The sequence below is a fragment of the Photobacterium sp. HL06 genome, from assembly GCF_059552575.1.
In genome coordinates, this window is the sequence record NZ_CM183914.1 from 2095370 (window position 1) to 2109920 (window position 14551).

Annotated in this window: 12 protein-coding genes; all 12 read right to left on the reverse strand. The window is 43.4% G+C overall.

The window, feature by feature from the left end; all coding sequences use genetic code 11:
• Positions 1-2: 2 nt before the first annotated feature.
• The 12 genes from AC51G0_RS09775 to tssB all read right to left on the reverse strand — a co-directional run bounded on the left by AC51G0_RS09775 (position 3) and on the right by tssB (position 14544).
• Complete coding sequence (locus AC51G0_RS09775; RefSeq protein WP_496298115.1) at positions 3-863, reverse strand: hypothetical protein; 861 nt, start codon at positions 861-863, stop codon at positions 3-5.
• Between the two features lie 94 nt (positions 864-957).
• Entirely contained in the window at positions 958-1245 is a 288-nt protein-coding gene (locus AC51G0_RS09780; RefSeq protein WP_496298117.1) for a PAAR domain-containing protein, read from the reverse strand.
• Positions 1246-1334: 89 nt separating this feature from the next.
• The gene (gene tssI / locus AC51G0_RS09785) at positions 1335-3341 is read right to left on the reverse strand and encodes a type VI secretion system tip protein TssI/VgrG (protein WP_496298118.1); all 2007 of its coding nucleotides are present in this window, start codon (positions 3339-3341) and stop codon (positions 1335-1337) included.
• 74 nt (positions 3342-3415) lie between these two features.
• Positions 3416-3895, reverse strand: coding sequence for an Hcp family type VI secretion system effector (locus AC51G0_RS09790; protein WP_496298120.1), 480 nt, complete (start codon positions 3893-3895; stop codon positions 3416-3418).
• A gap of 254 nt (positions 3896-4149) precedes the next feature.
• Positions 4150-6768, reverse strand: a complete 2619-nt coding sequence (gene tssH, locus AC51G0_RS09795; protein ID WP_496298122.1) for a type VI secretion system ATPase TssH — start codon at positions 6766-6768, stop codon at positions 4150-4152.
• A 65-nt stretch (positions 6769-6833) separates the two neighbouring features.
• Positions 6834-7820 (reverse strand): type VI secretion system baseplate subunit TssG, encoded by a 987-nt coding sequence (tssG, locus tag AC51G0_RS09800; protein WP_496298123.1) that lies wholly within the window; start codon positions 7818-7820, stop codon positions 6834-6836.
• Positions 7817-9646, reverse strand: coding sequence for a type VI secretion system baseplate subunit TssF (gene tssF / locus AC51G0_RS09805; RefSeq protein ID WP_496298124.1), 1830 nt, complete (start codon positions 9644-9646; stop codon positions 7817-7819). Before tssF ends, tssG begins: the two co-directional genes overlap by 4 nt.
• Positions 9647-9648: 2 nt before the next feature.
• Positions 9649-10122 (reverse strand): type VI secretion system baseplate subunit TssE, encoded by a 474-nt coding sequence (tssE, locus tag AC51G0_RS09810; RefSeq protein ID WP_496298126.1) that lies wholly within the window; start codon positions 10120-10122, stop codon positions 9649-9651.
• A gap of 13 nt (positions 10123-10135) precedes the next feature.
• Positions 10136-10936 carry a type VI secretion system accessory protein TagJ gene (locus AC51G0_RS09815; RefSeq protein ID WP_496298128.1) on the reverse strand — a complete coding sequence of 267 codons (801 nt, stop codon included), beginning with the start codon at positions 10934-10936 and terminating at the stop codon, positions 10136-10138.
• Positions 10937-10943: 7 nt separating this feature from the next.
• Positions 10944-12482: a type VI secretion system contractile sheath large subunit gene (gene tssC, locus AC51G0_RS09820; protein WP_496298129.1), complete on the reverse strand. Its 1539-nt coding sequence runs from the start codon at positions 12480-12482 to the stop codon at positions 10944-10946.
• 59 nt (positions 12483-12541) lie between these two features.
• Complete coding sequence (gene tssC / locus AC51G0_RS09825) at positions 12542-14035, reverse strand: type VI secretion system contractile sheath large subunit (protein WP_496298130.1); 1494 nt, start codon at positions 14033-14035, stop codon at positions 12542-12544.
• The gene (gene tssB, locus AC51G0_RS09830; protein ID WP_496298132.1) at positions 14032-14544 is read right to left on the reverse strand and encodes a type VI secretion system contractile sheath small subunit; all 513 of its coding nucleotides are present in this window, start codon (positions 14542-14544) and stop codon (positions 14032-14034) included. The genes tssC (AC51G0_RS09825) and tssB overlap by 4 nt, the downstream gene beginning before the upstream one ends.
• Positions 14545-14551 lie beyond the last annotated feature (7 nt).

The window sequence follows — 14551 nt, forward strand, 5'->3', positions numbered from 1 at the left end:
CACTATTGACGCCAGGCATATGATGCTGCACCTCGGTACAGCTTTTCTGATATCTCTAACTGCATCGTGTTATGCAGGTAATCCCCTCTCTGATAACGCGTATACAGGTGTAGAAGGTTATAAAGTCCGCTACTGGCACCTAATTCACCGGTAGCCGCTCCTGTCATCACAACCTGTGTGCATGTTCCTACGAAAGGGAAAAGCCGGTGATAGGCACTCGCCCACTCCTCCACCAATTCATCGTTACCATTGTATGGTGCATAAAGCTGGTGAATGGGCGTTGCCTGCTCTTGGTGATAGCGTCGGAAGATTGCCTCTATTGCAACGTTTTGGACGTCATCTTTCTTCCGTGTTTCATAGGAAAACCAATGACGGACCAGCCCTGCTTCTGAAGCGCTGATTTTGACGAAAATGACGCTTTCCGCGGCTATGCCATTCGATCTTTGCGCATTGTTTTTTTGTTCAATGCCAGGCGCTGGCATACTCAAACGCGGATCACTATCCACAGCCAACACCCAAACATAGGGTTCTTGTTGTTCATACAGCAAAGATTCAATATGGCGCCATGCCAATAACATGGCACTGCGTCCATAGGGAAACAAATAACAACCGGGGTGAAACGTTAGCGCAGGAATAGCCTTGCACAAATTGGAAAAAAACAGCTGATGCCGTTCGTCATCCAAACTGTCCTGTTCAGGTAACAGCAATAGCACCGGAGCTCGTTGCCAATCCACCTCTTGCTCAATAAGCGCTGCTTTCAATATTGTAATCAGCCGTTGGGCATAATCTTCACCACTAGTTATCGGCACAATCGGTAACGCAAGAAAGCCCTCGTTATCCAGCTGCGTTAACTGCGGCTGCATCCGCTCTATAGGATTAAGCCCCAATACCAAGTTATGATCATTGCTATCGCCTATCCGTATGCACTGTGGCTCGATCACTAAGGGCATGGGCCATTTACCCAATCTTTACTGTGGGATTGCCCACAACGATCTTTCCATGATGGCTGGTTGAATCCCCCATCCGAGCCGCTGGTTTGCCATTGATTGAAACAGATGATGATCCGCCTTTGATACTATCTGGAGGGCCAATGCACAAAAGCCTGTCCCCTTTACGCGCAGCCGGAAGCCCGCCGATCAGCACATTGCCTGAACCAGCCACAACAGGTCCTCCGACATGGGGGATTTTTCCTGTTTTTTTGGGGCAGGTATGAAAACAACCCATGGTTGCTGCTGGTTTTCCCATATTCGCTTTGCCGCCAGTTCATTATCAAACCTGGCCTGCACTCCCTATTATTTGAACCCACAAATAGTTAAAACAGTTCTTTGTCAGAACTAATTCAATGCAATCGAGCCGGCCTTCAATGCGATGGTGCTTCCATTCACCTTGATGCTGGTTCCCTTTATATTGACCGAACCATCACTGGACAGTGTTATTGAGGCCCCACCAGCCTTTAGAACAATCTCTTTCCCGGCATTAATCACTAATTCCTTCGCGATCTTTGCTTTGAGGTTATTGTCGACCTTCAGGGTGTAATCATTGGCAACAGTTTGCTTGCAGTTATTTTCAACTTTGAGCTGGTAGTCGTTTCTGATGGTTTGACGACTGTCATTCTCAACCACTAATTGATGATCGTTGTTAATAGTCTGCCGATAGTCATTTTCAACCAGCATTTGTTTATCGTTGTTAATCGTTTGCTGGTAATCATTTTCAATCAGTAGCTGGCAATCATTGTTAATCGTTTTCCGGCAATCATTTTCGATCAAAAGCTGGTAATCGTTTTCGACCATCAAATGATGATCCTTCTCGGCATGAACATAGAGCAGCTCATTACCCTTATCATCATCGAAACGAATTTCATTAAAATTGTCTTCAGCGGCTTCCTTAGTCGAACGGGTTTTTATGCCACTCTGTGTTTTTTGACCAGGTAGATCATAAGGTGGCATTTGATCGCCGTTATATAACGCACCACTGATGATCGGCTGATCCGGATCACCATCGAGAAATTCAACCAAGACTTCCTGGCCGACACGGGGGAAGAAAAATGCGCCCCATCGGTTACCCGCCCAGTTTTGGGCAACCCGGATCCAACAGGAACTGGTGCTGTCTGATGCTCCCTCGCGATCCCAATGAAATAACACCTTTACCCGGCCATATCTATCTATGCAAATTTCATCACCGTCATTCCCAGTAACACATGCGGTCTGGGCTCCATAAATGCGTGGTTTGGGTGTTAACTGTTGAGGTCGATAAAGGGTTTCCTTAGGTACGCATGAAAACTGGTTTTGAATGGTTTGATAAGCACTTTTGCTCGCCCCCGTCTGGCTTGTGATCGCCACTTCCATGTTCATTTGAGTGATCAGAAAGCTCTTGCCTTCAATCCGGCTATCTTCGTGGGTTTTAAAGGTAAAGAATTGCCCTGCAGTAAAGCTTCGACAATTACTTCCCCCGGAAGATTGTTCGGTATCCCGCTGAAGGGACTCAAGGGTAACATTGGCGACATTCTGGGCTCGGGGATTAAATTCGGAGCCTGCCTGATATTCGAATACTTCCGTCGCAGATTGTTGGGGGACTAATCCGGCGTCTGCATGCTCACCGACTGGTTTATTTGTTGGTGTGATAAAGTCATAGCCCTGCTTAACACTACTACCCGGAGTCACCGCGAGCCCATTAGACCAAGTATGAATATGTGCCTCAGATAAGCTGCCTGTTGTAAAAGCTACCTGCGCTTCTGCGCACTCCTTATACGCGGTGATGTCATCAGCCAGAATGAGATAGTGGTTAGTCTTATCATGTTTAAAGAAGTAAAAGATCCCTTCTTGTTCAAGTAAACGGTTTACAAATGCCAAGTCAGATTCATGGTACTGGACTTTATAATCATACACTGGGTAGGTTTGCTTTAGCTCACTTTGTATTTTTACATTATGCTCAGAAAGTATCTTTTTAATGATATCTTCAACGTTGATCTTTTGGAATATCCGGCAGTTACTACGCTGAGAAAGAAAAGAAAAGCTCGGAGCGATATCTAAAATATAATCTTGATATTTGTCACCTTCTGCCATCGCTGATACACGACTACCAGCAGAGCGTATTGCCGTAACATATCCATTGAAATATCGCTCAGATACAACCGTCCCTATATTGTAAAGTAATGTAATAGTGACCGATTTACCAATAAGACTATTAGCATCAATTAATTGGCCATTTGTATAAACATAAGCTTGAATAGAAAAAAGCGTTGAGATCCCTTCCTGAACTTCTGCTTTTGTAATGTATAAAACATCCTTCCCCAATGGAGTATCAATACGAATGATGTTTTTATCTTGTGTTGCTTTTTCCATTAGTATTCTATCCAAGCCCCTTCACGAAAATAAAATACGGGATAGATTTCCTACCCCGTAACAAGTTAACTTGCTTACATTTGTTGGCCTTTAACACCACTGTAACCATAAACAAGTGGCGCTTGAACATTGTTTTGGTCATCAGTTGGTGTCACAGTCATCATCATTTCTGTATATGAAATATTGATAGTTTCAACAGGACGATCATCTTGAATTGAAACGCTGTAATTAGAAATCATCGCATCGGTCAACTCGATTTTCATGATTTCTTCAACCTTTTCACCCTGCTTGGTAATATGGAAAACCGCTGGTTTACCTTTACCAATTGTTGCTTCTTTAAACAAATCAGGTGACGCTTTGTCCTGTAGCTTAGTAATAGTCATATCATAAAGACGAGTTGAACTCGCTTCACGATCCTGAGCTGTACCTGTATATGACGTAATTTCTCGACCAACACTCCAATCAACAGATAACAAAGTAATTAAATCCTTGTACTGTTCAGCGGTAGCTTCGCCTTTAATATCGGCATATTTAAGGTAGGTATTCGCTTGCATGCTAATCTCCTATAGCATTACGGGTTTAACCCAATAAATGGGTACAAGTTATTGAAATTATCAAAACAATTATTGATAACTTTCTAATTAACAACATCGATTCTTGAATAAGTTGTCAGAACAAACTTATTTTAAATTGCATTAATCTTTACTAAGAGCTTTAACAAACTTTAGATTTAACAAATTATCTCATATGAACTCTAGTGAAATAAGTCAAAATAAATTGGATTATGAGTCACGTCGCATTTAATTCCTCACCATACGCAACCTAACTCAAAAATGATCTTATAAGTGCCATTTTCTACATCAACAAAAACACTATTAAAACTATCTTTTGCAGAGATTCGCTCTAAAATTCTTGTTGATAACAATGGTAATAATACATTTTGCAGATTGTTTTGAATTGCTCTCGCACCAGAACTCTCATCATAACAATGCTTATTTAAATAAGTTACAAGTTGGTCAGTATAATTAAACATTGCCTCATAATGTGCTTCAAGGCGGTTAGCTATACGATTTAACTGCAAATGAATAATGCGCTCTAGAATTTCAGAACCGAGGGGTATATAAGGGATAACATTAAGCCGACCTAAGAATGCGGGTTTAAAGACTTTAAGCATGTCATCTTGTAAAGCTTGCTTTAATCCCTCAATCGATGGCATCGTTTCTTCATCTTCATGGAGCTCCATCGTCGTTTCAGTCCCGGCATTGGATGTCATGATGATGATTGTATTTTTAAAGTCGATATCACGGCCTTCACCGTCTTTCAGCGTTCCTTTATCAAAAACCTGGTAGAAGATATCCTGGACCCCAGGGTGCGCTTTTTCCATTTCATCGAGCAATACTACACTATAAGGTTTTCGCCTTACCGCCTCTGTCAATATCCCGCCTTCACCAAAGCCCACATAACCAGGAGGAGAACCGAGCAGTAGTGACACCTTATGCTCTTCTTTAAATTCAGACATGTTGATAACAGTGACATTATCTTCACTACCGTAGACTTGTTCAGCAAGAGCGAGGGCTGACTCTGTTTTACCGACACCACTCGGGCCTGTTAATAAAAATACGCCATCAGGCTTACGTTCATCACTTAGCTGTGCTCGCGCGGTCTGGACAACCTTACCAATCAAATCCAGAGCATGATCCTGGCCGATGACGCGTTCTTTCATCCGCTCACTTAAGGTCAGAATGGTGTCGATCTCATCGCTCTGCATTCTGCCTAAAGGTATACCCGTCCAGTCAGAAATTACTTCGGCAACCAATACTTCATCAACTTGAAGAAATACCATTGGATCACTATTCTCACTCAATGAGCGCTTAATTGCTTTTAGCTGTTGCTTTTCTTCATCTGCCGCTTCTCCATCTGAGATCAATTTCTGAGACAAATCTTTTGCTTGATAAACCAATGAAACTTCATCTCTCCACTGATTTTCAACCAGACTAAGATCCATCTCAGTTTGATGCTGCTTTTCCTTCAATATTTTTAGTTTTTCGCTATGGTCGCTACCGGTAATTTCTTCTTTTTCCAGCACAGCTACTTCATCGGTGAGCTGTTGCTGATAACGAACCAAATCTTCCATTTTTCCTGGTGTACTGGCTTGGCTCATCGCAACACGAGCACAAGCGGTATCTAACAAAGCAACGGCTTTGTCCGGTAGCTGACGTCCATTAATGTAGCGACTCGATAATTTGACTGCCGCCTGTAGTGCCTTATCGGTAATAGCGACGTTGTGGTGAGCTTCCATAATCGGCAATAAACCTCGTAACATCACAACAGCAGTAGCGTCATCAGGCTCTTCCACTTTGACCACCTGGAAGCGACGGGTCAGCGCGGCATCTTTTTCAAAATACTTTTTGTACTCGCCCCATGTGGTAGCGGCAATCGTCCGCAGCTCTCCTCTTGCTAACGCGGGTTTCAGCAAGTTTGCGGCATCATTCTGGCCTACCTGCCCACCGCTACCGATTAAGGTATGCGCCTCATCGATAAATAGAATGATTGGTGACGGTGAAGACTTAACCTCTTTGATTATTGTCTTCAAGCGGTTTTCAAACTCTCCCTTCATCCCGGCACCGGCTTGTAGCAAAGCTAAATCCAATACCCGAATCGACACCTCTTTAAGTGCTTCTGGTACATCACCTTGAATAATTTTTTGGGCTAAGCCCTCTACCACCGCCGTTTTACCAACGCCTGCCTCTCCGGTCAGAATCGGGTTATTTTGTCGACGCCGCGTTAGGATATCGATCATCTGGCGAATTTCATTATCCCGGCCAAGTATCGGGTCGATTTCGCCAGCTCTGGCCTGCCCTGTGAGGTCAATCGTGTACTGCGTCAAAGCCTGTGGCTGATTACTTTCAGGCTTTTCATCACTTGCAGTTTTTGTTGCCAACGTAGTAGTTTCACTTGAATTTTGTACAATAGACGGCCAAACAAAGAGCAATTGTGCAGGGTCTATTTTTTCCAGCTGGCGGGCATCGCGGATCACAAGTGAACCGAGACTTTCATCCATAAGCAACGCATAGATTAAATGAACAGTACGAATTTGCTGGTCATTAAAATCAATGGTCGCAGCCAGCCAGGCAGAACGTAATAATGTCACTATATTGGGTGAAAGGCCTGGTGTATTACTATTGCCTGTTTTTAACTTTTCCAGCCCGTTTTGTAGCTCATTTTGCAAATCCGGCAAGCTGATATCAAAACTATCCGCGATCACAAATAAGTCGCCACTTTGTTCTTCTGCCATCACTGATAGCCAGTGCTGAATTTCAACACTAAAATGGCTACGGCTATTACACAAAGCAGCTCCCGCCTCTAGTAATATTTTACAATTTGGCGAAAGTTTATCGACTAGCGACTTCAACGTCATTGTTGACATATAACGATCCCTTTATCTGTATTAATATACCTAAGTAACCTCAATATGTAGGCTTCGGAGTAAACTTAGCCCACCGGTATACTCAGCGTGTTATCCATTAACTGACGACTCGTCATCAGTGCTCCTCCCCGACCTAACCCCGGCGCTTTATCGCTAAGGCTCGCGATAGGGAGATTTCGATATGACGTTGTCAAACGCCACCCAACCTGAATAGAAGCAGGAACATAATGAGCGGCGACTTGTTTTAAAACTTGCAGCAATCTACCTTGGCTCATCAATGCTGTAGCTTTTTCACTATCATCGACCTGAATATCAACCTCTATGGCAGAAGAAAGATCCCAAACTTTCTGACCGATGATACTGCTCACACCAAGTTGTGCATGCTGCCCCTCAGGTTGTAAGCGCGAGCCTAGTTGTGTCTGCTCTGACTCATCAAGCAGCATCCAGCGGCCAATAAACTCCCGGATCTCAATATCGCAGCCACTCAGTAATTCAAGCATCTGGCGTAAGCTTTGAGTATTTCGAATAGGCTTTGCAAATAGTCCTCCCAAGAAAACATCCAAGTCCTGACATGCCCCGGTCAATGCTTGAAGTACGCTATCAACCGATGTGGTCTCTCCTGTCAGATAACGTCCATGTTGGATAGGAAACTGGTATTTTTCCCAAGTACGATAGTGCAATGCGATTAAACGATGATTAAACAAATCGAAAAATTCACGTATAGCAACATCTTTCAATCGGGAACGTTGCATCACCAATTCGGTATAATGACGTGGCAAAACGCCACTCGGACCAGTTAATCCCATAAAATTGACATAGATTTCCAGTCGTTTAATGCCATCGTCACCGATAACCTCTTTGATTGACTCGATAGCTGAGCCCGGAAACCCCAAGTTTTGGGGCACCTTAAATCGAATACGTTCGTTTATTGGCAGGGTATCGGTCCCCAATTCGCTATCAACAGAGCGTCCTACCATTACACGCTGCAAAGAAAAAACAGCCCGGTAGAAATCATCTTTATCAATTGTCTTTATAAGCCGCTTAACATTCACAGTAATACTTTCCCCCCGGCACTTGCTGGCCAACGGTGTAACAGCTCAGATTGGCCACGGATACAAATGCTTAAACGAGTAAAACTGTTTATCGCCGTATATTGCGAAAAGAAATGAGATAAGACACAACCAAAGAAAAATAAGTTGGTTCCCGAGAGCTCATTGTTACTAAATTCGAGCTCAATATCAGAACCATGACAAAAACCCACCCGTCCATTTTGAACCACCCTGGCATTGGCAGGGGTGACCGTCATTGAGGTGATTGCATCAATAAGCACTTTGCTTTGCGGTGTCTGTTCAAAGTCATAGAGTTTGAGCGTTTCTTTTAGCGTCTCTAATCCAGTTTCACCAGAAAATTGATTAAGCGTTAGATGCTTGGCAAACTGCCAACGTGTACTTTCTAGCAATTTAGGACGGATTGGATTTGTCGGCGCAGATAGGCAGCGCACTTCTTTCAGTGAGTCGGTCCTCAAAACAACGCTCATCGCAGGTTGACCACCACCGTAGGGTAAACGAACCGGCAAATTACGGTTACTACAAAGGGCATTGACCGTCACAAGCCAATGCTCATACTCGTCAACCTCAATACCTTTTGCATCAGAACCGACTATCGTCATGTAACTTTCACAGCCCGGTTCATCATGACCACCCGCCCAATTCGATTGCTCACGGCGTAGAGCCCAAAACATGTCATTTTCTGTAAGGTAATTTGCTTGTCCGCTGCCATAAAAAGGAGCAACGTCAACACGGTTATCATGCTGATCAAAGGCCTTCACTTCCCTTATTTGGATCACTTCGCATATATCCGCCTCGTCATAACGCGGGATCAGCTGGTGTTCATTTTGCACTGGTTGCAAAGCAATGGGTTCAAGTTCTTGCTCAAACAAATTAATAATCGGCGTGCAGCCTAACAGCACATTTTCTGCCGTTAATTGCTTGGGTAAAAAGTCATCGGTCTCTTCAAAATAGATATATAAGTCGATTTCATGGCCTTCACCTAACCATTCTGGGTCTAGATCCTGCAGTTCAAAAAACAAAAACTTTTCTGGAAACAAAAAATGCTCGACCAATAGTCGATAACCACTGAAACTCTGCTTTTGATAAGGCACAACTTCATGTTCGTCATCAAATCCTACAGCTGCAATATGACGAGATTGCAAATAATGATTAGCTATTGACTCCCCTCTAGGCGCAATAGACATCCCAATCGCGGATCGAAATAGCAATTGGTAGACTTTGTAACTGAGTTGAGCCTGACCATTGAGATAAAATCGAAGTTTATTAATACCCAGCTCGCTCAATTGAGTATTGTCAAACTCGCAGCTTAAAGTCAGCTTCAATACTGACTGCGCACTGTTTTTAAAATTTGCCCTAGGTGCTTTAAACGGGGCATTTTCAAATACGGCATGCGTCACTTCTACTGGCCATAACTGCGTATCGTAGCAAGTGGTAAAGTGGCAAGTCTTATAGCCATCGACACGGCTTTCTACCGTACTGCCACTCGGAAGTTCAAAGCCATTATCATTAATATTTTGCGTAGTCATTTTGATGATCGCCATCGAGGGGATCGTCGCATGATAATCTGGGTACAACTGCCCTAACAAACCTTCAGTAAGTTCGGGAAAACTATCATCTAAACAACGACGTGTTTGTGCTGTTAGTAATGCAAAGCTTTCAATCAACCGAGAAACATGAGGGTCTTCAACATGATCATCACCCAGCCGAAGTCTTCCAGCTACCTTAGGATAACGTTTTGCAAAATCAGCTCCCATATGACGGATATAAGCTAGTTCACGATTGTAGTACTTTAGTATTTCATCACTCATGGTTACGACTCACTAATCCGAATGCCTAAACAAACCGGTTCAACCTCTGAATCAAAGGTAACTTCTTCTGGTTCGGGGGAAGCATGGAACAAAGCATGGATCCGTAATCGTAATATACGATCAACCGGTTGCTCTTCTCCGACGACTGTTACAGCTACATCCGCAAACCTAGGCTCAAACTTCCTGATTGTCTCTTCGATAATTCGACACAATGTCTGCCGACCATCTAAACTACTCAGCGGCATTGCTGAAAAGTCCGGCAATCCATAAGAAAAAAGGGAATGGTCAAGCTCTGGGTAATACTTCGACCAAATATGCCAATGCACTTTTGCATTTAATAAATTTTCTAGATCCTGCCGTACGCTCTGTCGCATATCCCGCCAGGTGAAAGGCTGAACAACATTCTCACCAAGCTCCGGAGAGTCATCGATTAGTCGATCAAGTAACGATGGCAATAGCTGTTGACTTGTTTTCATTACGTAAACAGCCTTACGCAACAGTTACTGCGCTATTTTGCAGATGTTTTACCTGAGAAAGCGCCAATGCCTCCTCACCGAACAAAAATATTTTCTGGCCAACACCCGCACAAACTTCAGTGTTGTTAACAGCAAACCAATCTGTTTCCTTACCTAGTTTCTGAGCATCGGTTTTACTACCAATATAGGTCATTGGAACAAATGCTTCACCGCTTAATCCGCCTTCGATATCAATTTCAACTTTGCGCCAAATCTGTTCGATCAATGAGGTAACTGGCTTAAAATCCAAGCGGATTAAAGCGTCAAACGGAACCAAGTAATACTGCCCATTGGTCCCAAAAACTTCGAGGTAACCAGCCAGTGTATCGTCTAAGTCACGCAACAGTTCATGTTCTATACCATCGATAATCATCGCAGTATCGGTACGGTTTTCTTCTAACTGACTTGCACTTTCAACCAACAGTCGCTCATCATTTTCATTGGCCGCCATCCTCAGCCGAACCAAAGCAGCAAAGGATTCATCGGTTTCCTTCACCAATGAAGCGGTAGCAGCCCCTTTATCAAAATCAACCCGCGCCTGAGCAGCCCTGATCAACTGCCTTAAATTGGTTGCACCAACAAGACACTCCGGTTGCTGCTTAATCAGCACATTTAGCTGTTTATCTGCTCTTTCTAGTTGCCCGTCAATGCACAGCAGTTCAATAAAGCTACTGCGAAGATCCACATCCTGTGGCTTATCTTTTAACAGGTTAGCTATGTACTCGATAGCATCAGTCAATTTGGCTTGTTGGATCAATGTATGTAGTTGTGTCATAAGTTATTCACCCAGCGTTACTCAGTCTTGGAGAAAGTTCGGTGATCAAACGAATACTTGAAATCATCTGATCGAGTTGAAAGTGTGGTCGAAGATGGATAATTGAATAGTAATGCCCAGGTTGTCCGGATTTTTCCTTTACTTGGATGCGAGCTTCATTCAACGGATAGCGCGAGCGCACTTCATCTGATGCTTCATCTGATGCGGTTGTGTAATTGAACAGCCAATGCTGGAATTCACGCTCAATACTTTCCGCTGTCGCATACATGCCCACTCTGTCGCGTCCCATCACCTTGATATAATGAGCAAACCTTGACGCACACAATATGTATTGGAGCATTGACGACAATCTTGCATTAACCTGTGCACCCAGAGATGCGTAGTGTTTAGGTAGATTCACCGAAGCGTTACTAAAAAAAACCAGATTTTCAGTATGAGGAACAGGAGAAACCGGAATAAACCCACTGTCAGAGAGCTGCTTTTCCAGTCGGTCACCGACTTGTAAATCAACAGATGGTTTACTCAAGCGAATACGCTTCGTGGTGTTAAAAGCACTAGATGGTAAATTGAAAACCAAGCCTCTTTTATATTGACCTGGCTGTAAACCGCGAATTTGGCTAAACCACCCCGATTCAGAAAACGCTTTTAAAGCAACGGTTGCAAACCCATAGGCAGCGTTACCCCACAAATGATCTTTATGAGGATCATTTATGAGCTCTTTAAAATAAAACCCTTCCTTACGCGAACCGTCTTGTTTGTAGGGTTCTCGCATCAAAATATGTGGGATCACTAACCCTATAAATCGAGCATCATCCATCTCTCTTAATCTACGCCAATTTTGATATTCAACTTGAGAAAACTGTGATTGAATATCTGTCACATTGGCCAATTCTGAATAGTGATCGACACCAAACAATGCAGGATCTGCCGCGGTAATAAAAGGGGCAAAAGCAGCAGCTGCCGTATGGCAAATCCCTCTTAACGTATCTATATCATTAGTTAAAACATCTGATTTTGGTTTATGCGATATCTGGTAGTCTCCTATCAACAAGCCAAATGGCTCACCACCAGGCATATTGAACTCGTTATTATAAACAAGCTTAAATAAATCACTTTGGTCAAACTCAATGGCACGATTGATATCTCTACTCAATTCTTCCCAGCTAAGGTTAAGTAATTTAATTTTGCATACCAGTTCATTATCGAACTCTGTCAGCTGATCAGTCAGATAAACTAACCCTCGCCAACTTGCCTCCATTTTTTGAAACACATCATGATGGATAATGGCATTTAGCTGTTCATTAATTTTTTCATCTAGCGCTTTAATGGAACGTAACAGTAAAAGACGAATCCCTTCGCGGGAACATGATGACCAACAAAAGTCACTGTCTTTTTCAAGCCAGATCCGTAATGCCCAATAATCGTCATCATTATTCAGAAATTGCTCGACCAAGTCCGTCTGGGCGTACCATGCACCTTCCCCAGCCTTTGTATTAAAGCCAGTTGTTAACTCTTCGGAATCAATAAAGCGAAGCGTTGATTGCATCAATTCAAAGTCCTGTGCAAAACAGAAAGCCGGCTGTCCACCAGCTTTCTGCTATCTGCTTATCCGCCAATTTCCGGGATTTTCGCAACCAAACGAAGAGAAGTCGTTAGTTCTTCCATCTGCAGCCACGGTCGTAGCCATGCTATAGCATTATAAGCGCCGGGTTGCCCAGGTATTTCTTTAACCTGAACTTTGGCATTAGCAAGAGGGTATTTAGCCCTGATTTCCTGCCCACCTCCCTCAGACGCATTGACATAAGACAGGATCCAGCGATTCAACCACGCTTCCACTTCATCGGCCTCCATATAGCTACCGATCTTGTCTCGAGCCATCACTTTTAGATAGTGCGCAAAACGTGATGTAGCCATCATGTAGGGCAACCGTGCTGAAATAGCCGCATTCGCCGTGGCTTCTGGACTATTGTGATCCTCTGGTTTTTGACAAGTTTGAGCACCAAAAAACACCGCATAATTAGTATTTTTATAGTGACATAACGGTAAGAAGCCTAATTTGCCCAACTCTGCTTCTCGGCGATCGGTAATACCTATTTCAGTCGGGCATTTCAAGTCAGGATCACCATCATCACTAATAAAGACATGCGATGCCAAGTTATCTACTCGGCCACCACCTTCAGCACCTCGAATCGCGGTACAAAAACCATATTTGGAAAAGGCGTCGGTTAATCTTGTGCCAAGTACATACGATGAATTCATCCAGCAATAGTCTTCATGCTCAACATTCACCGCCAACCCCGATGTAGAATCGACACTGAATTCTTCATAACAGAATGCTTCTGTTGGTGACGTGGCTTCCCCATATGGTAAGCGGGCCAATACTCGCGGCATTGTCAGGGTAACAAAGCGAGAATCTGCACTTTCCCTGAATGAACGCCACTTAGTGTATTCTAACGACTCAAATACCTTTTCTAAATCACGCGGTTTTGTCAGTTCAGCCCATTCATCAAAACCAAATAACGCCGGAGATGCTGCAGATAAGAATGGGGAAAAGCCGGCCGCTGCCACATTCGACATCAAGCTTAGGGTTTCGATATCTTCAGGGTGATTGGTAAATTCATAATCACCAATTAGCGCACCATACGGCTCTCCACCCGGTGTACCAAACTCAGCTTCATAAACTTTTTTAAACACCTGGCTTTGGTCGAATTCTACCGCTTTACTCAGATCTTTATGCAGTTCTTTTTTGCTCATATTAAGCATACGGATCTTAAGAGTCTGGCTGGTATTAGAATTCATCACTAGATGATTCATTCCACGCCAACTGCCCTCAAGTTTCTGGAATTGATCATGATGCATGATTTCTGCAAGTTGAATCGATATTGCGTTATCCAAGGCAGCAATAGCCTCTCTGAACGTCACTGTAAGGTTCTTATTCCAAGTAACCGTGCCTTTTAGTGCTTCTTGCGTTAATGTACGCAACAACTCTTCAGCTCGCGAACTCTCTGTTTGTTTTGTAGCAGAAATAGCCTGTTCCAATAGTGAGCCAGTATTTTCTTCAACAGCCGCATCAAGGGTCTCAGATGTTTGTGTATTCATTCTGTTGGCTCCTTTGTCCCTAAGCTTAACTCATCTGATAACTTCTGAAGATTGCTGGTATTATTCAAAACCGTCTCTAACAGATTCTCAAGGTCTTCCGACCGATCAACTTTGGTCATTAGATCTCGAAGCTTATTACGCGTCTCCATCAATTTGCGTAACGGTTCGACTTGATTGACAACAGCAGCTGGTTCAAAATCGGCCATTGATGCAAATGTAAGGGAAACATCCAGCTGGGTATTGTCATCAGCAAGTTTGTTATCAACTCGAAATTTAAGTTTCGGATTCATCCGCTTTAGAACGTCATCAAAATTATCTCTATCAATTTGAATAAAACGGCGGTCTTTTATCGGTTTTAACTCGTCACTATTTTGTCCTGCAAAATCCCCCATTACGCCGACAACAAAAGCAAGCTCTTTTTTTACACTCGTCCCTTCTGTTTCGACATCATAGGTAATATGTACCCTTGGTTTACGTACCCGTGATAATTTTCCGTGGATACTTCCCATACTGCTC